Origin of the sequence: Lysinibacillus sp. UGB7, from assembly GCF_049058285.1 — a bacterium.
GTDB lineage: Bacteria > Bacillota > Bacilli > Bacillales_A > Planococcaceae > Lysinibacillus > Lysinibacillus sphaericus_B.
This window is the reverse complement of sequence record NZ_JBMGUV010000012.1, coordinates 67,837-90,605: the sequence shown is the minus strand read 5'-3', so window position 1 is coordinate 90,605 and position 22,769 is coordinate 67,837. Positions and strand designations below refer to the sequence as shown.

Genomic DNA, 22,769 nt, shown 5'->3' with positions numbered 1-22,769 from the left:
TCCTAACGATTACTTTTGCGCTTCAATGCGGTGAAGCCCAAAAGTATTATAGCACGCTAATAAATATTGTCAATTGATTGAAAATTCCGTCATGAAAACGGTAGCGAATTGTCTTCTCGCTACCGTTCAATAATACTAAATCATTAATTTGGACCAAAATAATCCCAAGCATTTTTTACGATTAATATACATGTCATAATGATGAAAATAATGCGCATGATTTTAGTATCGCGTTTTAACGCAAATTTAGAGCCTAAGATTGCACCAAAAATCATTACAAAGCCCATTGGCAAGCCGTATAGGAAATTAACCTCACCTAATGCTAAAAACATGGCAAGTGCTGCTAAATTAGATGTGAAATTAAAAGCTTTTGCATTGCCTGCAGCCTGCAAGAAATCATTACCCATCATTAATAGTAAGAAGATGTAAAATGAGCCTGTGCCTGGGCCAAAAAAGCCATCATAAAAGCCAATCGCAGCAAAGGCGACAATAAAGGCGATTTTTTTCGAAGTAGTCAAAAGCTTGTGCTCAGCATGATGTCCCCAATCTTTTTTTAAAACGGTATAAGTAGCGACGAGGACGAGCATAACAAGCATAAGTGGCTTTAAGATTGCAGGTGAGACGAGATGCACCGTATACGCACCGAACAAAGAGCCGATAAAAATAAACGGAAGAACTTTACCGATTTTTTTAAAATCAACTTTGCCTGCGCGTAGAAAGGTAAGCATGCTTGTACCATTGCTGATGGTATTGGCCAGTTTGTTTGTGGCAATCGCTGTGCTCGGTGGTAAACCAACGGCCATTAATGCTGGTAATGAAATAAGACCACCACCACCGACGATTGCATTTAAAAAGGATGCGATAAATCCAAAGAATAATAGTATAGCCAGAGACAATAAATTGATGTCCATATGTATGTATTGGCTCACATCCGTTTCTAAAGAGTTATTTGATAGAAAAATACCATCTTTGTACTAAGTGTACTCCGATTTACAAAAAATAACAATGCTGTTTCGACCTATTTCGTCAAAATTAGACGTTTACAATTCCTTAACATTTCTTACAATACCAAAATAATAAGAAAAAATTTTTTTCAAGTATTTTTAGAAAAATAAAAGAAAAAACGGTCATATTTAAAGTAAAAACGGTGTTTTGGTGAGAATATTTAATGTTTTTTAAAACGCTCGAAGAACTTCGAATGTAAATGTGACAATTTTTATATTACAATTTTGTAAATTCAATTCATTTATGTTTAAAGTTCTGTAGAATTGTGTAAAGGCTTTGTTATGATGATGCAGAAATCGACAATCTATTTTCAACAGGAGGAACTTCATGTTCAACTCAAATAAGCAAGATCCATTTTTTCAAGCGTTATTAAAAATCTCTAAAAATGTAAAAGAAGGAATCTACTATGCACATAATGCACGCATTCAAGATATAGATGCCTTAAAAGAAATTGCAGTTACGATGAAGCAATATGAAACAAGTGGAGACAAACTAATCCATGAGCTCATCGTTATGCTAAATAAATCATTTATGACGCCGATTGAACGTGAGGATATTTTAGCTTTAGCCAATAAATTAGATGACGTAATCGACGGCATGGAAGGCTGCATTGCTCACTTTAATATGTATAACTTAACAGAAGTAACGGAGCCAATGCGCCAGTTCTTAACATATATTGCGAAAAGTACTGATGAAATGGTACAAGCAATGGAATTATTAAACAGCAAAAAACTTGTGGAAATGCGTAAGCACTCCATTCAAATTAAAGATTATGAACGTGAATGTGATGAAATTTTCCGTTCTTCTATGAAACAATTATTTATTCAAGAAAAAGATCCACTGCGCATCATCGTGTTCAAAGATATTTACGAGCAATTTGAAGATATTGCAGACAGCTGCCAAACCGTAGCGAATACAATTGAAACAATAATTATGCGTAATGCATAAGATGGAGTGTACTGAATGGATACGATATTACTAATAACAATATTAGTCGTTATTTTTGCGCTTATTTTTGACTTTATTAACGGCTTCCACGATACAGCCAATGCAATTGCAACCTCTGTATCAACACGTGCGCTAAAGCCACGTACGGCTGTTTACATGGCTGCCGTTATGAACTTCGTGGGTGCAATTACGTTTGTTGGTGTGGCAAAAGCTTTGACGAAGGATATTGTTGACCCATTTACCTTAAATGCCTATGACGGCGATATTACCGGTTCTGTCGTTATTTTAGCGGCTTTACTTTCAGCCATCACATGGAACTTGTTAACGTGGTACTTTGGGATCCCTTCAAGTTCTTCCCATACATTAATCGGTTCAGTGGCAGGTGCGGCGATTGCGGCAGCTGGCTTTAGTGCATTAAATTACACAGGTTTTATCAAAATTCTTCAAGCGCTTATTTTCTCGCCATTACTTGCGTTTGCTGCCGGTTTCTTAATGATGTCTCTCTTTAAAGTGTTTTTCAAAGATATGAATTTATATCGTACCAATAAGGGCTTCCGCACAATGCAAATTGGGACAGCGGCTTTGCAATCATTTACACACGGTACAAATGATGCGCAAAAAGCAATGGGGATTATTACACTTGCATTAATCGCAGGTGGCTTGCACCAAGGGGATGACATTCCATTCTGGGTACGTTTTGCAGCGGCTACTGCGATGGGTCTTGGAACATCTGTAGGTGGTTATAAAATCATCAAAACAGTGGGTGGCAAGATTATGAAAATCCGTCCAGTGAATGGTGTGGCGGCGGACCTAGCATCCGCTTCCATTATCTTTGGAGCAACGTTAATCCATTTACCTGTATCCACAACCCATGTAATTTCTTCTTCTATTATGGGGGTAGGTACTGCACATCGTGTAAAGGGCGTTAAATGGGGCATGGCACGTAAAATTATAACGACTTGGGTCATCACAATGCCAATCTCAGCAGTAATGGCTGGCTCAATTTACTTTATACTTAGCTTATTTTTCTAATATATAATGAAGGAATGCACAACTTGCGTGCATTCCTTTTTTTTATTTGAGAAAACGGCAGTTTGACGGATAAAGGTGGTAGAGTGACGGATAAAGCAGGCAGAGTGACGGATAGAGCAGGTAGAGTGACGGATAAAGTTGGTAGAGTGACGGATAGAACAGGCAGAGTGGCGGATAAAACAGGTAGAGTGACGGATAAAGCAGGCAGAGTGACGGATAGAGCAGGCAGAGTGATGGAAAAAGCAGGCAGAGTGACGGAAAAAGCAGGCTCAAGTGACGGATAAAGCAGACAGAGTGACGGGAAGAGCAGGCAGAGTGACGGAAAGAGCAGGCAGAGTGACGGATAAAGCAGGTAGAGTGACGGATAAAACAGGCAGAGTGGTGGATAAAACCGACGAAGTGACGGATAGCACCACCTCATACTGAAAAATCCAGCTAGGGTAATTATAAAGAAAGTGTAAAGTTCGAAAAAAATGTATTGTTACATAGTAAGGTTAGTACAGGAGGAAAACAGATGACAGAAAAGCTATTACTAATTGAAGATGACACAGCGATTGGCCGTATTGTGAGAGATACGCTTGTACAACAGGGCTACCAAGTTACTTGGGCGACAACTGGACTTGAAGGACTGGCAGATTTTCAAGCGGATACGTTTGATTTAGTGTTAGTCGATTGGATGCTGCCTGAGATGGATGGGCTGACCGTTTGCCAAAATATTCGTTGGGATAGTGATGTGCCCATTATAATGATGAGCGCCCGTAAGGAAGAGGCCGATAAGGTGGAGGGTTTGCAAGGCGCTGATGATTATATTGCGAAACCGTTTAGCTTAGAGGAGTTAAAGGCGCGTGTGGCCTCCCATTTACGTCGATGGCAACGTTTTAACAAAAAACAGGATAGCGAAGACATCACCTCCTTTGCATATGGCTTGATCATTGACTGGCAAAGGGAGACCGCGAGCCTTGATGATGCTGAGCTGGCTTTAACACAAAAGGAATTTGCCCTGTTAAAGCTTCTGGCGAAAAATCCCAGTCAAACCTTTTCAAAAGAAGCGCTGTACCAGCATATTTGGCAGCAGGTAAGTGTCGATGAAACACACACAGTAACGGTACATATTAAGGCGTTACGCGAAAAGCTAAAAGATCCAGTCAAAACGCCACATTTTGTTCAAACGGTATGGGGCAAGGGCTACCGCTTCGTTGGTGAACCGTTATGAAAATTAAAACATGGCTGTTCATCATGTTTTTCATCGTCATGATTGTGCCAATTGGCGGGGCATACGGCTTATACGTGTGGATCAATGCTTATTATCACGATAAAAATGTCGGTGAATACATCGAAAAGTGGACTGAACTCAATCAAGTAAAGTCAGTACTAGAGGATCCAACACTGTACGAAAAAAAAGCAGATTTGCAGGAAGTTGAAGCGCTTGTTAATGACCAACTTGCCATTACGCTGTACTCAAAATCTGGTTTTGTTAATTATTCCTCTAATCCATTGACTTCTGGATTTAAATCAAAAGATACCATTTTGAAGGATTTATTCGAATTGCAGCAAAAATACAACGCCTTTACGTATAAAGAACCTGTTTATTATAAGAATGAGTTGGTTGGCATTTATGAAATTCAATTAGTAAGAGCCGATTGGGTACAAGGCGTAGAAAGACGCTCATGGCTTGTAATCGCTAGCATTATTACACTTTTTTTTGCAATCTATACAGCCGTTATTGTGCTGCTTAACCGAAAATTAAACCGACCTTTGCAAGAACTTATGCAGCAAATGCGTGCCTTTGCAAAGGGAGAACATGTGGAATCTACATTAAGCTTAAGAAAAGATGAAATTGGTGAACTGACCCAAACATTTCTTGCCATGCACAATGAAATCGAGCTAGCACGTGCTCATTTAAAAGATGAACAACAGCAAAAGGAATTAATGATTGCGAGTATATCACATGATTTGAAAACACCGCTTACCTCTATACAGGCTTACGCTGAGTCTTTGCAAAACAAGGCATTGACAGAACAACAGCAAGGCGAATATAGAGAAGTCATTTTATCTAAGGCTGAAACGATGAAGCATATGCTAGAAGATTTACTTATGTATACATTACTGCAATCGACAAGCTATGATTTAGAACTTGTTGAAGTCGATGGAGCAGAGTTTTTTGACATGGCGCTGTCAGATTATGAACCACTTTGTGAGGATAAAGGCTTTATGCTTGCGGTTATATGTGAGGTAGATGGCATATTTGCTGTGCATCCGAAGCAATTACAGCGTGTGCTAGACAATTTAATGAGCAATGCTTGGCGCTACGGAGAAATAAATAGCACTATTGGTTTGGCTGCCGTAAATGCTGGAACGTATCCTGCATGGTGCTTTGATTTTGTAAAACCTGCTCTTACTAAGCAAGAGGGCATGTATGTAATGGTACAAAATAGCGGATATGGTGTAAAGGAAGAAGACATCAAAAGACTATTTGAGCCCATGTACCAAGCAGATAACGCCCGTACAAAGGCTGGTCAGCGTGGTACAGGACTTGGTTTAAATATTGCAAAACAAATAATAGAAAAACACGGTGGGACTGTAGAGCTGGTATCCCAAGAAGGTTTTGGAACAGCGGTATTGTGCTGGTTACCACGATATAAAGGAGAAAATGAATGATGAATTGGAAAAAATCATTACGTGCAGCGGGATTAGTTACTGCACTGACATTTAGCTTGGTTGGATGTAATACGCAAGGGTCCTATTCACCCCAGGAGATTATTGACCAAGCATTACAGGAAACAGCTGAGACGACTACGTATTACGGTGAATATACAATCGATATGGGCGAGATGGGTGGAAAAGCACAGGTCAAAGAATGGGCCAAGGAAGGTAAACGACGTATTGACATGACCAGTGAAAATGGTGAACACTTTATTTCAGTCAATAATGGCACACAGATCATTATGTATGATGTAGTAGGAAATACTGTGCATAAAATGAATTATGCTGAGGGTGCACTCGATGGGCTTCAATCACCAAGAGATCAGGCACAATTAATATTTAATATGGTGAAGGATACGCATGAAGTGAACATCGCTGGCGAAGAGAAACTTGCCGGCAGAGATACGTATAAAATAGTAGCGAAAGCGAAAAAAGATGATACATTACTCGGAGATATGGAAGTATGGATTGACAAAAAAACATGGCTAACATTAAAAATAACGACGAACAATGCAGGAAATGAAATGACGACTGCCTATACGAAAATGGATGATAATGCAAAGATTGAAGATGCTCAATTTACAATCGATATTCCAGAGGATGCAAAAGTGGAGGAAATCAGCACGGAAGACTCTGCTTTACAGACAGTAACGCTGGATGTTGTGAAAGCGCAACTTGGGGAATTTTTAATGGTGCCAGATGAAAATGGACTTACTTTGCAAAATATTTCATTTGATAAAGGATTTGAAGATCGCCCTGAATATACATTTGAATACGTAAAGAATGAACAGCAAGAAATTTCACTAACTGTATTTAAAGCCGATAATAGTGTTGCGGAGCTTGAAGCTATTCCAGGTGAGAAAGAAATTGAGGTGCGCGGGCAAAAAGGAACAGTAATGGAGCAAGGGGAATTCCGTTATATTGGCTGGCAGGAACATGGCTATCAATATGGCATAATCATTGAAAACCCTGAAATGACAATCGAAGATGTTTTATCAGCTGCACAACAAATGACTATTGTTCAGTGAGGTGTATCATATGCGGAAAGGTGAATGTATAAAATGTCTGGCTTTGTTTTTATTTAGCACAGTTTTTTTATATGGAGTAGGCGAAACATACAACGTGACATGGCTACAATTTCAATTTTTAGGAGAATTCAATGAGGAAGGCTTTTATTTCAGCTTCAGCTCGCTGATTCCGCTACTAGGCGGATTGCTCATTGTGGCATTATACGAGAAGATGTTTAAACGATTTATATAACCAAGCGAAAATCCACTCAACAAGGGTGGGTTTTTTTGCTTCACCACAAATCAACAAATGCTATAATATGTAAAAATATATTTGGTAGAGTAGGGGAAGATGAATATTGTAGACACAGCTTATTTTACGTTGCATGCCTTAGATGACGGCGTGTATGCAGCTATCGCAAAACCCGGCCAAGGTGCATGGAGCAATGCGGGTATTGGATTTAGGTGATGAATTACTTGTTTTTGACGCGCTTGGCACACCGTCTGCTGGGAAGGAGTTACGGAGTCAAGCTGAAAACATTACTGGCAAGACAGTAAAGTACCTCATCAACAGTCATTACCATGGAGATCATGTTTTTGGTAATCAAATGTTTATGGATACAACGATCATTGCTACCTCATTAACACATCGATGGTGTGCAGAAAAAATAAATTGGAAGATGTAGCAAAGGAAGAAAGGGACATGAAACATTACCTTGTAAATGTGAGAAATCAAATTGATGCAACAGATGACGCCATTTTAAAAGAGAGCTTATTAAACCAGTATAATGAAATGTCCAAAGTATTAAAGGACTTACCTAATATGAAAATGATCCTACCATCAGTGCTGTTTGAGGAAAAACTGATTATTAAAGGTTCAAGACGAAGTGTAGAACTGTACTGTTTAGGTGGAGGACATTCGCCAAGTGATACATTTATGTATTTACCCAATGAAAAGATAGCATTTATGGGAGATTTAATAACTAAGGATTTACATGTCCCGATATATGACGCTACAGAATTTTTGTCAATTTTGCAGGCAGTCAAACAAATGGAAATTGAAACCATTGTGCCAGGACACGGGAGCGTAGAGGGCATGGCTATTTGTGATACGCTTACAGATTATTTATCATGCTTGATTTTAAGAGCAACAGAAGCGCATCGTAGAAACATAACGCGTGAAGACTTTATCTCTGACTTTGAAACACCTAGTAAGTATCGAGCATGGAAAGGCGTAAATGGCATAAAAGCCAATCTTTCAAAGGTATACACTGATCTACAACAAAAACCATCATAAAAGACGAGATTGCTGATAGAATAGAATTATCGCTGATAGAACCAACAAAATCGCTGATAAAACCACAACTACGCCTGATAGCCGTTGTAACCAGAAAAAATCGAAAGCTTGAAAAGCATTTGTAGGCATTGAAGAATGATGAAAAGCCTCTGTTAAAGAGGCTTTTTTCATTTTAAAATGGCATTTTAGGTTAAATTACTCAATTGTTGCCAAATAAATGAGTACAAAGAATTGTAATATTTTGAGTGTGAAGGTAGTATTAAAGGAATAAGAGATATTAAAGGGGGGTACGGTATGGACACACAAGAATTTGAAGAATTATTGATTACACTAGATGAATTATATAGTGCCAATCGCTATTTAGAATATATAGAATTAAGTGGTGCTGCAATAGATAGGGCCTATGCGCTGGCGTTGTACGATAAAGCAATGCATCTGTTACGATACCGTTGTATGAGCTATTTTCAAGTAGGAGATTTACAAATATCCATCAATTTACTTGAGCAATACCGTGAACTTACCTTTTTGTATGGCAATGATATCGACGTCATTCAATATTATTCCCTTGCCTCCGTCTATTGGTTTACATTTGGTCATCTAAAAAAATCAGAAGAGTTTTTGATGAAGGGGCTTGAAATAGCGGAGCGAATTCAGCATGTGGAGAGCATGGGCAAAATTTACAATAATTTGAGTGGCATGGAGATTGAGCTAGAAAAATATGATAAGGCCAAGGAACTTGCCTTAAAAAGTCTATACTATGCCAATGAATTTGACACACAACATGTGCAACCTTATAAAGGGATTATACATTCGAAGACAAATTTAGCGATAGCACATATTGGGTTAGCGGAATTTAATGAAGCGCAGGAGATATTGCAAAATTTACTTGAGCAAATTCATGTACCGCCTTATAGTAAGGCACAATTAGAAGTATTTAATGCCTATGCCCTACTCTGTGAAAAACAGGGCCGTATTGGCGAGGCGATTGATATGTATCAAAAATCAAAGCATTTTGCATTGCAAAATAATGACTTATCCTTGCTTCAAGACATTTATAATTCCTTAGTTAGGCTCATTGAAGACCAAGGCAATAAAATTGTTTTATGTGCTATCCAAAAGGAATATATAAACATTTTATTAGAAATACAAAGGGAAAATTATACACAAGTGTTATTTGAAATGGAGTATAATGCGCAGAAAAAACAGTTTGAAAGAAATTCGTATATTGATCCACTAACCAATATTTATAATCGTCGTTATTTTGATGAACATGCGGAGACAATGGTGAAAAATGCTGCAAAGGAAAGTCAAGAACTGGCTTTAATGATGGTTGATTTGGACCATTTTAAATCCATAAATGATTCGAATGGTCATCTATTTGGGGATGATGCACTAACCATAACGGCAACTACATTGCAAAATTATTTTCAACCTTATGAATCGATTGTAGCTCGCTTTGGAGGGGATGAGTTTATTATTCTCACGCATTTAAAAGAAGGAGAGTCCGTTCAAGCCATTGCACAAAACCTATACCATACATTAACTTCACTATCATTGACGATTAATGAGGAAATTGTACAATTAGAATTTAGTATAGGGGTAAGCACGAATGACTGTGGATACATCAAGCAAGTTGAACCTTTAATACATCATGCGGACAGTGCGCTCTACACATCAAAACGCAATGGACGTAACCAAATTACACTCTATAACCAATATAGCGATGTGGGAAATAGTAAATAATAGAAAAAGGGGCATATGGAGCCCCTCTTTTGCATGAAGAAATTTCCATGAAATGATTAATGGAAAACGATTGTCTTGTTGCCCTCCACGATAATTCGATTTTCTAGGTGCCATTTTACAGCTTTCGTCAGTACACGCCGTTCTATTTGGCGGCCAATTTTTTTCAAATGTGCTACCGTATCACGGTGATCCACTCGTTCTACATCTTGCTCAATAATCGGTCCTTCATCTAAATCGTTCGTAACGTAATGCGAAGTCGCACCAATCAGTTTGACCCCTCTTGTATGTGCACGCTCGTATGGATTTGCGCCGATGAACGCGGGTAAGAAGGAATGATGTATATTGATAATGCGATTTTTGAAATGATCCACAAAATCAGGCGTTAATATTTGCATATAACGGGCAAGGATCAGCAGGTCAACTTCATATGCTTCTATTAATCGGATTTGTTCTTGCTCCACCTGTTGGCGAATCTCTTTATGCGCAGGGATATAATGGAACGGGATATGAAATGATTCGACAAGCGCACGTGCATCCTCATGATTGCTAATGACCACTGCAATATCCGTCTCTACATCACCATTTTGCCATTCCCATAATAACTCTTGTAAACAGTGTAGCTCTTTTGAAACAAAGATGGCTGTTCGTTCCCGTTTATTTAAATAACAAAATTTAGCCTCCATGCCATAGTCATTCGCAATATATGTAAATGCCTCTTCCATGTTCTGTGATTTTTCTGGCAGATTGTCGCAATGGAATTCAATCCGTATAAAGAAAGTACCATTCTCAGGATCACTTGAATATTGGCTCGACTCGATAATATTTGCATTAAAATTAAATAAAAATGAAGATAACACAGCTACAATTCCTGGTTGGTCTGGGCACTTGACTAATAAACGTGCACGATTTTCAAATTGAATGTCCTGCTCCTTTGCTATAGCCTTTACTTGGTGTTTCACGGTCATTTACTACAACTCCTCGTACAAAATTCGTCACTTTATTACTTTATCAGAATGAATCGTTATTTTCAAAAACATTCAGAGAAAAAATAATTTCCTGCAAAATGAATCGGAAATGGATTGGCATCCGTCAGTAGTATAGAAAGAAGGTGAGGGCAGCGATGGAAATAGAACAAATTATGGCAGAGCACGGTGATTATTTACTAAAGGTTGCTTATTTATATGTGAAAAATGAAGCGACCGCTGAGGACATTGTGCAGGATGTGTTTATCGCCTTTTATCAAAAACAACAGCAGTTTAGGCAAGAATCATCATACCGTACATATTTGGTGAAAATGACAGTTAACAGAAGCCATGATTATTTGCGCAGCTGGAAAAGTAAACGGCTGTCACTATTCGAAAAAATAACGGGGCGCACTACAACTGTCACACCAGAAAAAGAGTTACTTGCAAAGTCGACAAAGCGAGAGTTAGTGGATGCGTTGTTTACATTATCTGTGCAATATAGAGAAGTACTCATTCTATATTATTTCGAGGATATGAACACAGTAGAAATTGCACAGCTTGTTCGTTGTCCAGAAGCAACGGTAAGAACGAGATTACAGCGTGCTAGAAAACAGTTAGCAACAGCAATCGGTGACTATGACTGGGAGGTGTTACGCCATGAATCAATTTAAAGAAGAAGTATTAACGGAGCTACAGGAAATTAAGCTTTCAGCTGAAAAAAAGCAAGCAATCGTTCAAAAAATGCGTGGGAAAAGCAAGCCGAGAAGTAGTAGTCAGTGGCAGTATCGAATCGTACTTGCAACTTTCACTGTGTTTGTCCTTACTTTTACATACATCTTATCACTGAGTAAAGATGATCGTACGGCTGGTAGTCAACAGGCGGCAACTTTACAGCAAGAATCGGATACGTGGAGTTTTTGGACATTTTTTGACTATGATGTAGTGCGAGGAATACTACTCTTTATTCTGTTCATAGGTGTCACATTTCTGGTAAAACGCTTGTTGCTAAAAAAGGGCTATGGTTTACCGGTGTGTATCGAGTGTGCAGAAACGTGGACACACAAACAAGCGCGAAAATTTTATCGTAAAAATGGGCAAATAGAGTGTCCGTACTGCGGGAAAAAGCAATATCGGACGAAAAAATCTGTCCAATTAGCCGGAATACTCAATATTCCGATTCCTATGATGGTGTTCATGAATCATTTTTTTGATAACTTTTTTCTTGGAATTGGCTTTTTTTTCGCAGGTGTCTTTATTTATTATTATCAATTAGCACCTTATATCTTTGATCTACAAGAAGATGATCCTATGAATGAGCCTCTTTGGTAAGAAAGTTTGATGAAGGGAATGAAATTGCTAGTTCACTATAGCAATTTCTTTTTTTATGGCAATTTTTCAAAATTGATTGACATCAGTTTTCATTTGCTATATCTTTGTGTTAACTTATTTTGTTATGTAGTTAACGCACAAAGGGAGGCAATTTAGTTTGAAGAAGAGTCATACATATAATTATGTGTTAGCGGCATTTGGTGCAGCGATTATAGCAGTACTGGCGCAAGTTACGATTCCGCTACCACTTATTCCAATTACAGGGCAAACATTAGCAGTCGGTTTAATCGTCACAATTTTGGGCACGAAGCTTGGTACAATATCGGTATTGTTATATATCTTACTAGGAGCTGCCGGTATGCCAGTCTTTAGTGGCATGTCAGGAGGTTTTGCTATTTTAGTAGGACCAACAGGTGGATATATAGTAGGCTTCCTCGTAACAGCAATTATCATGGGGTTATACTTAGATAAATTCGGCATTACGATGGTACATGCCATCATTGCTAATATTATTGGGATGGCTGTGACATTAACATTCGGTACAGTTTGGTTAAAAATTTTAGCGGATTTATCATGGACAGCAGCATTTATGGGCGGTGTCGCACCGTTTATCGTTGTAGGTGTTTTGAAAGCGGTAATAGCTGCATGGCTTGGTGTCGTTGTACGTAAACGCTTAGAAAGAGCGCATTTAATCGAAGCAATAGCATAGGAGGAGAATGGTTTTGGCAACGTTATGGACAGGTGGCGCGATTTACACGATGGCAAAGGTTGGCGAAACGGTTGAAGCTGTGCTTGAACGAGATGGAAAAATAGTGGCAACAGGCTCAGTAGACAGCTTGTTGCCACAAGCTGCTTCTATCCAACAATTACATGGCTGCGTGATGTACCCAGGATTTGTCGATAGTCATTTACATATCATTGGCTATGGTGAAAAATTGAAGCATATTGATGTATCCAAGGTGAAAAGTAAGGACGAGCTACTTGCCATACTTCGTGAACAGATGGAGAAGGCGACGCCAGAACAATGGGTTATTGCTATTGGGCTCAATGAAACACAATTTATCGTACCAGTTTTTCCAACATTAGCGGAACTTGATGCACTGGGTGAGGCCCATTTGATTATAAAACGTAGCTGTCATCATTTGATAGTAGTTAATTCCAAGGCACTTGCTTTTGCCGGGATTACCAACGATACACCATCACCTGAGGGCGGCATTATTGACAAAGAGAATGGACAAGTGACAGGTGTCTTAAAGGATGCTGCACTATATATGATTGTCAATCATATGCCACATATTACGCCTGCATATATTGAGGATGCGCTTGAAAAAGCCGTGAACTCCCTACAATCATATGGTCTTGTTGGGGGGCATTCCGAAGATTTAAGTTACTACGGTTCCCCAAGTCAGCCAATAGCTGCTTTTCGAAAAATCGTGGAGGCGCGACAATCATTTAAAGTGCACTTACTGCAACACCACACTGTTTTTGAGGAAGTTGTTCAACTGCATGAAGCATCAACAGTATTTGTCGAGTTTGGTGCCATGAAAATCTTCATCGATGGCGCATTTGGTGGACGAACGGCGGCTCTGCGTAAACCATATAGTGATGAGCCTAACAATAGAGGGATGCTGGTGCATACAACAGAGCAGTTAGAGGCGTATGTGCAACTCGCTAGAAGATATGGGCAAACGGTCGCTGTGCACGCGATTGGTGATTTAGCGATTATAACAATTTTAGAGGTGTTTGCGAAATATCCACCTCGAGAAGGACAATTAGACCGCGTCATTCATTGTAGCTTGGTTGATAAGGACATCTTGGAAAAGCTTGCGGCGTTACCTGTAGCAGTCGATATGCAACCACAATTTGTTCAAGGTGAATATGAAGCGGAGCTCGTAAGGTTAGGGAAGCAGCGGACAGAAGGCTTACATCCATTGAAATCGCTCCTGGATCAAGGGCTTATTGTAGCAGGAGGTAGTGATGCACCGATTGAAGAGCCCAACCCATTACACGGAATTTACGCAGCTGTGACAAGACGGAATTTTGGCGAATTGCATGATGGTTATGGTTCGAAGGAAAAAATTTCACGCTTTGAAGCTGTACGTTTGTATACAGTAGGGGCCGCAGAAATTATCGGACAGCACCATGTTCGAGGGAAGATAGAAGCGGGCTATGCTGCGGATTTCACTGTATTTGAACAAGATATTTTTACGGTAGACATCGAAAACATGCCACATATAGACGTCGCTTATACGGTTATTAATGGACAAATAGTTTATGCAAAAACAAAAAAACGCTGTGAAGAGTAATCTTCACGGCGATTTTTTTGTCTTAACGAGACCAGTACTATAACAATAGTCAGCTGGCTAGCTATTTTGATTTGCATGATGATTTTCGGACAACTCTTTTACTTGTAGTTCCAAGCTATTAACACGCGAAGTGAGAGCATCAACTTGTCGGAGAAGTGTGTCTTCAGGTGGCGAGGAAGCCACTGAAGACAAAGGCTTTAATTTTTTTATCATTTTGATCATAACGTAAAAAATGACTACGAAAACAAGTAGTATCATGATTGTACTTATAATGTCGCCAATGTAAAAGTTCTTCATATGTATACCTCCATTTATAAGTTTCCATAACTATTTACCGAATCAGTTGGTAAAAAGTTTCAAAAAATTTAGCTGGCAGTGTTAAATACATAAATCTAAAGATGTATAAGGACATACTATAATGGACAAAATCTTTTTCGGATATGGATTTTTACCTTGGAAGTAATTGAACGTATATTTCAATTCATACCTTATAGAAAAGTAATAAAAAAGTGTAGTAAATGATTTATTGGGGAAATAAGTTCGTATGCCACTGGGGGTGAGTGAATGCACAAAGCAGGTCAAATTATGCGACTAGCCATGTACAATATTTATACGTACCGCGTTCATTATATACAGGTTTTTGCACTGATTCGGTTATTTCAGTTTTTAATGGTTGTACCCATCACAACGGTTGGTTTTAAGCTGATGTTGCGCGTAACTGGCTACACCCATATTACCGAGGAAAATATCCACAGCTTTCTAGCGCATCCCTTCGTCATTGGTATGCTCCTTATTTGGGTAATGATTGTATTACTATTTATTTATTATGAGATGGGTTTTTTATTTTTAATGGCTTTTTATCAACAGCGTGGTATTCGTTATCGATTTCTAGCAATTTGGCAGCAGTTAAATCGTAAAGTCGTCTATTTTTATAGTATTCAGGTAATATATTTGGTTGTCTATATTGCCTTGTTATTACCTCTAGCTTCATTTATGCTACCTCTGACGTTAACCCAAGCCATTTCCATTCCGCATTTTATTACAGATGAATTAATGCTTAGTCGGTCAGGAAAGTTACTTTATGCTGCTGTAGCATGTGTATTAGTCATTGTTGGCGTACGTAGCATCCTGACATTGCCGATTTTTACGATTCAACCAAGGATTTCAATTCGCCAATCGCTCGTACAAAGTTGGCGCTTTTCAAGAAGAGGTTTGTTTGAATTACTCGTATTATTGGCCATGATTTTAACAGGTCACTTGCTGATGTTATTAGGTATTACCGTGGTGAGCACAATACCATTATTTATCTTAGAACGTGTGATGCCAAGTGCAGCTCTTTTAACTGCTGGTATGACCCTTGCATTTTTGGAAATTGCCTTTGTGGTGTTGTTTAGTTTGTTACAGGCAATGTTTTCACAGGTAATGGTGGCAATTACCTACAATACGCTTCTCTTAACGAAATCAAAAATTTCACCGAAGTTTTTAAAAAAGCGTTACAAACGATTATCGATACTCGCTTGCATCGTATTTATCGTATTGAGCGTAATCAATGTAAATTCGTTGGAGAAAAGTGTTTATGCGCCTGATACGAAAATCATCGCACACCGAGGATACACGGCAGAGGCTGTGGAAAATACGATTGGTGGGCTTGTTAGTGCCGCCGCTGCAGGTGCTGACTTGGTAGAAATAGATATTCAGCAAACCGTAGACGGAGATTTTGTTGTGTATCATGACCGGACATTAAGGAGACTAGCTGGGAAAAATGGGGTAGTAACGAACATGACCCTAAGTGAATTAAAGACCATTACAGTCCACTCGAATGGTTATAGCGATAAAATATCATCACTAGATGATTTTATTGAGATGGCGAAAGCGCTTGATGTCGCATTACTCATTGAGTTAAAAGTGCAGGGGAACGAAAGAGAAGATTTATTGCCACGCTTACTAGAAAAATTAACAACACATCAGGTATTGGATACGTATTATGTCCAATCAGCGAATTCCCAATTGATGACACAGCTAAAGAAATTAGCGCCTAACTTACGTGTTGGTATTGTCTATGCGCTCACTGTTGGGTCCATGAGTGATACGACAGTAGATTTTATAGCATTAGAAGCATCTTGGGTTTCAGATAACTTAATTGCAGAATTACAGCAAGCGGATATGGATTTATTTGTTTGGACTTTAAACAAAGATCGCTCTCTACAAGAGTTTATTGGAAAAAATGTTGCGGGCGTTATTACAGATCATCCTGATATAGCTTTGGATATAAGGACGAAGCAAAGTGAACATCAGTACTTTTTACAACGCGTATTACATCGACTTCAATTTATTTTTTAGCGTCATTTTAGAGAGGGAGACAGGCACTAAGAGAACCAGTGAAGGGGGCTTATACGGATTCCCCTTCTTGAGTGGAATAGAAATCAAAGTATACCAGCTATCTAAAATGCCTTCTTATTATTTTTAGGAAAAAATAATAATTCCTGAAAACGGTCATAATATTACCAATATGTTGTAACCTTTTCCTCTTTACTACGACTACTCCTATGAATTCGTGAAATAAAGGAGATGTTTTTTATGAAAATGACAAAAGTCGTACCATTCGCAATGTCGGCATTATTAATCGGTGGAGCTGTAATAGCACCAACTGCATCAGCAAACGGAGGAGAGGCAGTTGTGACCAACGCACAAAATGACGAAGCACAAAATCCTCAAGTGCAGCCAATCTTTATTAAAGTAGCAGGCACAGTTGAGAATGTCGAAGTACGTGACAATGCTACATATTATACGGTTAAAGAAGGCGAAAACATTAATGTCTTTGTAATGAATGAGGACACACTTGTTTTCGATAATACAGGCAAAGAAGTGAAGCTTCAAAAGGGTGACAAAGTAACGGCTTACACGTATGCAAACAAACCGATGCTGATGATTTACCCGCCACAATATAATCCAGAAGTACTTATTGTGGAAACAGAGGAAATGGGCAGTGTAACAGTTGACTTTTTCAACAAAGATTTAGTGAACGCAGATAACACGCTAAAATTAAATGTCGGCAAAGAAACGGCCGTACAAAGTTTATCTGGCAAAGATGTGACAGTTGAAGATTTAGCAGAACAACATTTACTTGTGTTCTATACAATTACAACAATGAGTATTCCGGCACAAACGCCACCATCAAAAGTAATAGTATTAGACACTATCGTTGAAGAACCGGGAGAAGTGGACCCAGGAGAAGTAGATCCATCAGAAACGGCTGTAGATGAAATTATTAAAACGGATTTCTATGAAGTAGATGGTACGACAATGGTTCCTTTACGATTAATTGCTGAAGAACTTGGCTTTACAGTAGAATCAACAGGAAAAGGTGCAATCGTATCAAAAGGTGCATTATCTTATACGATAACACGCGGTCAAAAAGAATATGGCTACAATAAAGCACTTCGTCACTTCGAAGTGGCACCAGCTTTACTTGAACCAACAAAAACATATGTACCTGTAGAATTTGTTGAAGAATTAATGAAATAAATACCCAAATACCCGCCATGCATTGTGCAACGGCGGGTTATATTGACGACAAAAGGTATTCGGTATAATAACATTCCGAATACCTTTTGACATTTTTATCAGAGAAGCGGTTTATCAAACACTGGCATCTATTCACTAGAACCGAACAGCAACTATTGCCATCTACTATCGGGCTTTCTACGATTTTAGATGGTTATGTACATGGGATTCCCGAACTGACGGATAGAACAACCAAAATGACGGAAAGAACAACCAAAGTGACGGAAAGAACCCTCGAACTGACGGAAAGACCCACCGAACTGACGGAAAGAACGCTTGAACTGACGGAAAGAACCTCCGAACTGACGGAAAGAACCTCCGAACTGACGGAAAGAACGCTTGAACTGACGGATAGAACAACCAAAGTGACGGAAAGAACCTCCGAACTGACGGATAGAACCCCCGAACTGACGGATAGAACAACCCAAGTGACGAATCTAAAGGTAGCGGTGTTTTTTATGAGGCCTGTCATTTACTTTTCAGGAAGATTGATTTCATATACAATAAAATGACACAAAGCCAAAATATTGAAGGAGGAATTTATGAAACAAGCATTAGTCATTGTAGATATGCAAGAAGTGTTCTTTATAAATAAGAAGTATCAATTATTTGAAGGTGACAAAGTTGTAGTAAATATTAATCACTTAATTAAATGGGCTAGAGCTAAAGAGATTCAGGTAATTTTTATACAGCATACAGATTTAGAACAGGATGATGAAATGGCATGTGGAAAACCTGGATGGGAACTACATCATGGCCTACATAAACAGCAGGAAGACAAAGTTATTGAAAAAACTACTTGGGATGCATTTTATGGAACGGAATTAGCACAATATTTACAGGATTCTAAGGTTGATCAGCTTATTTTTGTCGGTGCGCAAACGGAATTTTGTTTAGATACTACGATTCGAAGTGCGTATAGCCATGGATACCACCATAATATTTTAATAGAAGGTGCACATAGCACGATCAATAGTCACTTGTTGGATGCTGAACAAATTGTGGAGCATCATGAGTTAATATGGAATAATCGCTTTGTTACCATTCAGCCAAGTACAAATTATCAACTAGAAGAGGCATAGCAACGAAAGGAGCCGTCATGCGCATAAACAAGCAAGAATTTTATCAAAACGGACTGCATTATACAATCAGGTCTGCCATTGAAACAGATACGCGTGAGTTATCTGCATTAAGGTTACAAATTGATGGGGAGACAGAAAACCTTGACCGAGAAAAAGGGGAGGCCTTTATCGATCCACAAGGATTTCAACAGTTAATAAAAGCGGATACTGACAATCCTCGAAACTTATTTTTAGTGGCAGTCGCTCATCATCAAATTGTTGGCTTTTCAAGATGTGAAGGATTTGCGTTAAAACGATTTTCTCATAAAGTTGAATTTGGTGTAGGAGTTTTAAAGGAATTTTGGGGCTATGGCATAGGAAAGAACTTCTTACAACAATCCATTGCCTGGGCAGATGCCAATGATATTAAAAAAATGGCATTGCATGTTTTAGAAACGAATGACAAAGCGATTAGGCTCTATGAAAAGCTAGGCTTTGAAGTAGAAGGCCTATTGAAAAATGATAAAATACTATCTGACGGTAAATACTATAATACGGTTGTGATGGGCAGATGTCAGGACTCATCTTTGTAGCACCACAACGTTAAATTAAACCCAGCTATGCGAAGATGCTTAGCTGGGTTTGTTGCGAATTTATTTTGCGTTTGGATAAATCATCGTAGCTGGGTCAACATACTCATCGAATTGTTGTTCTGTAAGTAATCCTGTTGCAATGGCAGCTTCTTTTAATGTTGTGCCTTCGTTATGGGCTTTCTTCGCAATTTTAGCGGCATTTTCATAACCGATATATGGATTTAATGCGGTAACCAGCATTAATGAGTTTTGCAGGTTATGGTCAAGAACCTCTTTATTTGGCTCAATGCCAACTGCGCAATTATCATTGAATGATTTCATTGTATCAGCGAGTAGGCGAGTTGATTGTAAGAAGTTATAAATAATGACTGGTTTAAAGACATTCAGCTCGAAGTTACCTTGTGAAGCGGCAAAGGCAATTGTTGCATCATTTCCAACAACTTGTGTTACGACCATTGTCATGGCTTCACTCTGTGTTGGGTTCACTTTACCTGGCATGATGGATGAGCCGGGTTCATTTTCTGGAATTGTGATTTCACCGATACCAGAGCGAGGGCCACTTGCTAACCAGCGCACGTCATTGGCAATTTTCATTAAGTCTGCAGCAAGTGCTTTTAATGCGCCATGTGCCACTACAGCTTCATCATGACTTGTAAGTGCATGGAATTTGTTGGCTGCTGATGTGAAGCTTTTACCAGTTAACGCACTAATCTCAGCAGCTACACGGTCACCGAATTCAGGATGTGCATTAATGCCCGTACCGACTGCTGTCCCGCCGATAGCTAATTCTTTCATGTATTCAACATTGTGTTTAATCATGCGCTCAGATTTTTCAAGCATAGCAGACCATCCGCTAATTTCTTGACCTAATGTCAATGGCGTCGCATCTTGTAAATGTGTACGGCCAATTTTAATGATATCTTTAAAATTTGTCACCTTGTCGTCAAACGTCGCTTTCAGTAAACGAAGGCGGGGCAGTAAATAATCTTCTACTTTTAACACAGCGGCAATATGCAAAGCCGTTGGGAAAGTATCGTTTGAACTTTGTGACTTGTTGACATCATCGTTTGGATGAATGCGATCATCCTGACCAGCATCTTGTAAAATTTGGTTGGCACGATGCGCAATGACTTCGTTGACGTTCATATTCGTTTGTGTACCACTACCTGTTTGCCATACAACAAGTGGGAATTGGTCGTCCCATTGGCCGTTTAAAACTTCGTCAGCCGCTTGTACAATCGCGTTAGCCTTAATATCTGAAAGCTTGCCTAGCTTGTTATTGGCAATAGCTGCACTTTTCTTTAAAATAGCCATAGCTTGAACGAGTTCAATCGGCATTTGTTCAGTGCCAATTTGGAAGTTCTCTTTACTACGTTGTGTTTGGGCACCCCAAATTTTGTCTGCAGGTACTTTAATTTCACCCATAGTGTCTTTTTCGATACGATAATTCATGTAAAACAGCTCCTTTGTTTATGTAAATTCTATAGCGCATATGTTTCGTTTTGCGAAGAAAACTAGAACATCAGTAAGCAAAATATAATTAAAAAAACGGATATTCTTAGTCTGATGTAAGAATATCCGTTTGATACATGCTTATTCAAAAAAGAGGGGGGATTCTGAATTAAGCATTTGGAGAAAAGAAATAATCTATTGATAATGATAATTGTTATCAATTAAAAAGTCAACACCTTTACATGAAGAAATTATCATTAACTGAGAATAGTTTGCAACTCGTTGCTAAATGCCAATGGTTCGATGACTGCCCAAGATTTTTTGAAACATAGATTTCAAAGTCGGAAGTCTTCAACTTTTAATAAAATCGATTATTCGTTCTTGTAGTACCCCAGATTGAATTTCTGTAAACTAGTTCGCCATAGCCTACAACAAGCAATGCCTGATGGGGGCGGACCAAGAAGGGTAGAGGCATTGAAATGCATGAAAAACGCTACCATTTCATCCAATGAGGAAATGATAGCAATGTCATATTTATAGGCAGGCAGATAGCGTTTAACAGGAAATGGGGAAGGTGCTATCTCTTTTTCTTGCCAAGATCTTTTGTTAAAGGTTGCTTTTTCGCTATTTTTTCAAAAATTACGTTTACATGATATTTGTGGTCATCCACTTGAATAATCTCGACCACTTTCGCTTTGCGCCCTTTAATGTGGATATTGTCGTCAATAACCGGAATGCGAACTAATAACTGATTTAAAAGGGAGGTCTTATTTTCATAAAAATGTACAACATTCATGTTCTACGGTCTCCTTATTGCGTATTTTAGTCAATTTATGAGGAGTGCCCTGGATATAGAACAGCTTAAATAAGTTCTTTTAAAAACAATGTGCGTCTATATAATTTCAGGAGTAAGAGGCTATCTAAAAAGTCATTCAAACAAAAACGTCCGCCCTCCTTTATGATAAAAATCCGCTTCGCTTTCCGCGGGCAAGGCATACGCCGCATCGCTCGCTAACGCTCCCTGCTGGGTCTCATGTTCTTGCTTTCCCACAGGAGTCTACGTGGATTTTTACCTTTGCATCAAAAAAATAGCAGAATTGGATGCCTCAAAGCATGTTGTTTTTACTTTTTTGACAGCCCTGTAAAGTGTTCTGTTAGTCTTGCTTTAACATTGCTACACATCCATAGCCGTCAGTACATCGTTTTTCTGACCCATGATTAAAGGTCTAGTTAAATTAATTGTAAAAATATGCTAAGTGCTATATACCTATACGCAGTAACTGTCTTATAATTGAAACGGCACTACATCCATTATTTGGAGGGAGATACATAGATGGAACAACTGATTTCACAAATTCATGCGTTTGCGACTGAAGAAAGGAAAGAAATATGCACGAAAAGCACAAGCACTACATCAAGAATTTTTGCTTAAATTACCGCTAGAGCGTTTACAGGAGATGGAGCTTGAACAGTATGCCCTTGGGTTGCAGCCACAAGGTTCGCTGTTATAAAAACTTGTCCTTACAATGTATGAAAGGGAGACAAGTCGTCTCCCCCTCAATTCAAACATTTAAAAGTAGTTCTTCCAAGAGTCACGACCGCCGCCAAGTCTTGTACCAATACTTCTACCACCGTCATTCTCCCAACGATCAATATCCCATCCTTCATCGTTCCAGCCGTCAGGTAGTTCTCCTTCACTAGGAAGGCTACCCGTTCTTGCTACTGAGATTCTCATAATCTCATCATTGACATTTTAAGCATCAT

The 22,769-nt window shown here is 38.8% G+C and carries 25 protein-coding genes; 19 read left to right on the top strand and 6 right to left on the bottom strand.

All coding sequences use genetic code 11. The features are described from left to right. Positions 1-143: 143 nt before the first annotated feature. Entirely contained in the window at positions 144-911 is a 768-nt protein-coding gene (locus ACOMCU_RS12865; RefSeq protein ID WP_421050418.1) for a sulfite exporter TauE/SafE family protein, read from the bottom strand. A gap of 421 nt (positions 912-1,332) precedes the next feature. Here ACOMCU_RS12865 and ACOMCU_RS12860 point away from each other — a divergent pair, with 421 nt between their 5' ends. The 10 genes from ACOMCU_RS12860 to ACOMCU_RS12815 all read left to right on the top strand — a co-directional run bounded on the left by ACOMCU_RS12860 (position 1,333) and on the right by ACOMCU_RS12815 (position 9,735). Continuing rightward, a complete protein-coding gene (locus ACOMCU_RS12860) occupies positions 1,333-1,953 on the top strand; it encodes a DUF47 domain-containing protein (RefSeq protein ID WP_010861073.1) in 621 nt (206 codons plus the stop codon). A 15-nt stretch (positions 1,954-1,968) separates the two neighbouring features. Then, positions 1,969-2,985 carry an inorganic phosphate transporter gene (locus ACOMCU_RS12855; protein WP_421050417.1) on the top strand — a complete coding sequence of 339 codons (1,017 nt, stop codon included), beginning with the start codon at positions 1,969-1,971 and terminating at the stop codon, positions 2,983-2,985. 83 nt (positions 2,986-3,068) lie between these two features. Further along, a complete protein-coding gene (locus ACOMCU_RS12850) occupies positions 3,069-3,269 on the top strand; it encodes a hypothetical protein (protein ID WP_421050416.1) in 201 nt (66 codons plus the stop codon). A gap of 10 nt (positions 3,270-3,279) precedes the next feature. Continuing rightward, the gene (locus ACOMCU_RS12845) at positions 3,280-3,411 is read left to right on the top strand and encodes a hypothetical protein (protein ID WP_421050415.1); all 132 of its coding nucleotides are present in this window, start codon (positions 3,280-3,282) and stop codon (positions 3,409-3,411) included. An 88-nt stretch (positions 3,412-3,499) separates the two neighbouring features. Next, entirely contained in the window at positions 3,500-4,198 is a 699-nt protein-coding gene (locus ACOMCU_RS12840; RefSeq protein WP_421050414.1) for a response regulator transcription factor, read from the top strand. After that, positions 4,195-5,643: a HAMP domain-containing sensor histidine kinase gene (locus ACOMCU_RS12835; RefSeq protein WP_421050413.1), complete on the top strand. Its 1,449-nt coding sequence runs from the start codon at positions 4,195-4,197 to the stop codon at positions 5,641-5,643. The genes ACOMCU_RS12840 and ACOMCU_RS12835 overlap by 4 nt, the downstream gene beginning before the upstream one ends. Beyond that, positions 5,640-6,716 (top strand): LolA family protein, encoded by a 1,077-nt coding sequence (locus ACOMCU_RS12830; protein WP_230491917.1) that lies wholly within the window; start codon positions 5,640-5,642, stop codon positions 6,714-6,716. The genes ACOMCU_RS12835 and ACOMCU_RS12830 overlap by 4 nt, the downstream gene beginning before the upstream one ends. A 425-nt stretch (positions 6,717-7,141) precedes the next feature. Next, on the top strand, positions 7,142-7,381 hold the full coding sequence (locus tag ACOMCU_RS12825) for an MBL fold metallo-hydrolase (protein ID WP_421050412.1): 240 nt from the start codon (positions 7,142-7,144) through the stop codon (positions 7,379-7,381). 17 nt (positions 7,382-7,398) lie between these two features. Beyond that, a complete protein-coding gene (locus ACOMCU_RS12820; RefSeq protein WP_010861081.1) occupies positions 7,399-7,992 on the top strand; it encodes an MBL fold metallo-hydrolase in 594 nt (197 codons plus the stop codon). Between the two features lie 294 nt (positions 7,993-8,286). Next, on the top strand, positions 8,287-9,735 hold the full coding sequence (locus tag ACOMCU_RS12815) for a diguanylate cyclase (RefSeq protein WP_421050411.1): 1,449 nt from the start codon (positions 8,287-8,289) through the stop codon (positions 9,733-9,735). A 56-nt stretch (positions 9,736-9,791) separates the two neighbouring features. Here ACOMCU_RS12815 and purU read toward each other — a convergent pair whose 3' ends face one another. Further along, positions 9,792-10,700, bottom strand: a complete 909-nt coding sequence (gene purU, locus ACOMCU_RS12810; protein ID WP_421050410.1) for a formyltetrahydrofolate deformylase — start codon at positions 10,698-10,700, stop codon at positions 9,792-9,794. 155 nt (positions 10,701-10,855) lie between these two features. Between purU and ACOMCU_RS12805 the strand changes: the two genes are divergently transcribed. From ACOMCU_RS12805 to ACOMCU_RS12790, 4 genes are all read left to right on the top strand, one after another. Continuing rightward, positions 10,856-11,371, top strand: coding sequence for a sigma-70 family RNA polymerase sigma factor (locus ACOMCU_RS12805; RefSeq protein WP_010861084.1), 516 nt, complete (start codon positions 10,856-10,858; stop codon positions 11,369-11,371). Continuing rightward, the gene (locus ACOMCU_RS12800) at positions 11,358-12,029 is read left to right on the top strand and encodes a TIGR04104 family putative zinc finger protein (RefSeq protein WP_010861085.1); all 672 of its coding nucleotides are present in this window, start codon (positions 11,358-11,360) and stop codon (positions 12,027-12,029) included. Before ACOMCU_RS12805 ends, ACOMCU_RS12800 begins: the two co-directional genes overlap by 14 nt. A 157-nt stretch (positions 12,030-12,186) precedes the next feature. Further along, entirely contained in the window at positions 12,187-12,738 is a 552-nt protein-coding gene (locus ACOMCU_RS12795) for a biotin transporter BioY (RefSeq protein ID WP_010861086.1), read from the top strand. Between the two features lie 13 nt (positions 12,739-12,751). Then, positions 12,752-14,335 carry an amidohydrolase gene (locus tag ACOMCU_RS12790; protein WP_421050409.1) on the top strand — a complete coding sequence of 528 codons (1,584 nt, stop codon included), beginning with the start codon at positions 12,752-12,754 and terminating at the stop codon, positions 14,333-14,335. 57 nt (positions 14,336-14,392) lie between these two features. Here ACOMCU_RS12790 and ACOMCU_RS12785 read toward each other — a convergent pair whose 3' ends face one another. Further along, on the bottom strand, positions 14,393-14,632 hold the full coding sequence (locus tag ACOMCU_RS12785; RefSeq protein WP_010861088.1) for a hypothetical protein: 240 nt from the start codon (positions 14,630-14,632) through the stop codon (positions 14,393-14,395). Between the two features lie 267 nt (positions 14,633-14,899). Here ACOMCU_RS12785 and ACOMCU_RS12780 point away from each other — a divergent pair, with 267 nt between their 5' ends. The 5 genes from ACOMCU_RS12780 (at position 14,900) to ACOMCU_RS12760 (ending at position 19,553) form a co-directional block, all read left to right on the top strand. Continuing rightward, positions 14,900-16,675: a glycerophosphoryl diester phosphodiesterase membrane domain-containing protein gene (locus ACOMCU_RS12780; protein WP_421050408.1), complete on the top strand. Its 1,776-nt coding sequence runs from the start codon at positions 14,900-14,902 to the stop codon at positions 16,673-16,675. A 237-nt stretch (positions 16,676-16,912) separates the two neighbouring features. Then, a complete protein-coding gene (locus ACOMCU_RS12775) occupies positions 16,913-17,860 on the top strand; it encodes a stalk domain-containing protein (RefSeq protein WP_010861090.1) in 948 nt (315 codons plus the stop codon). Positions 17,861-17,946: 86 nt separating this feature from the next. After that, positions 17,947-18,411, top strand: coding sequence for a hypothetical protein (locus tag ACOMCU_RS12770; protein WP_421050407.1), 465 nt, complete (start codon positions 17,947-17,949; stop codon positions 18,409-18,411). Positions 18,412-18,441: 30 nt separating this feature from the next. After that, on the top strand, positions 18,442-18,981 hold the full coding sequence (locus ACOMCU_RS12765; protein ID WP_010861092.1) for a cysteine hydrolase family protein: 540 nt from the start codon (positions 18,442-18,444) through the stop codon (positions 18,979-18,981). Between the two features lie 17 nt (positions 18,982-18,998). After that, a complete protein-coding gene (locus ACOMCU_RS12760; RefSeq protein ID WP_421050406.1) occupies positions 18,999-19,553 on the top strand; it encodes a GNAT family N-acetyltransferase in 555 nt (184 codons plus the stop codon). Positions 19,554-19,613: 60 nt separating this feature from the next. Here ACOMCU_RS12760 and fumC read toward each other — a convergent pair whose 3' ends face one another. The 3 genes from fumC to ACOMCU_RS12745 all read right to left on the bottom strand — a co-directional run bounded on the left by fumC (position 19,614) and on the right by ACOMCU_RS12745 (position 22,740). Continuing rightward, positions 19,614-21,005: a class II fumarate hydratase gene (gene fumC / locus ACOMCU_RS12755; protein ID WP_421050405.1), complete on the bottom strand. Its 1,392-nt coding sequence runs from the start codon at positions 21,003-21,005 to the stop codon at positions 19,614-19,616. 577 nt (positions 21,006-21,582) lie between these two features. Continuing rightward, positions 21,583-21,801, bottom strand: coding sequence for a hypothetical protein (locus tag ACOMCU_RS12750; protein ID WP_421050404.1), 219 nt, complete (start codon positions 21,799-21,801; stop codon positions 21,583-21,585). Between the two features lie 774 nt (positions 21,802-22,575). After that, positions 22,576-22,740 carry a hypothetical protein gene (locus tag ACOMCU_RS12745; RefSeq protein ID WP_155242518.1) on the bottom strand — a complete coding sequence of 55 codons (165 nt, stop codon included), beginning with the start codon at positions 22,738-22,740 and terminating at the stop codon, positions 22,576-22,578. Positions 22,741-22,769 lie beyond the last annotated feature (29 nt).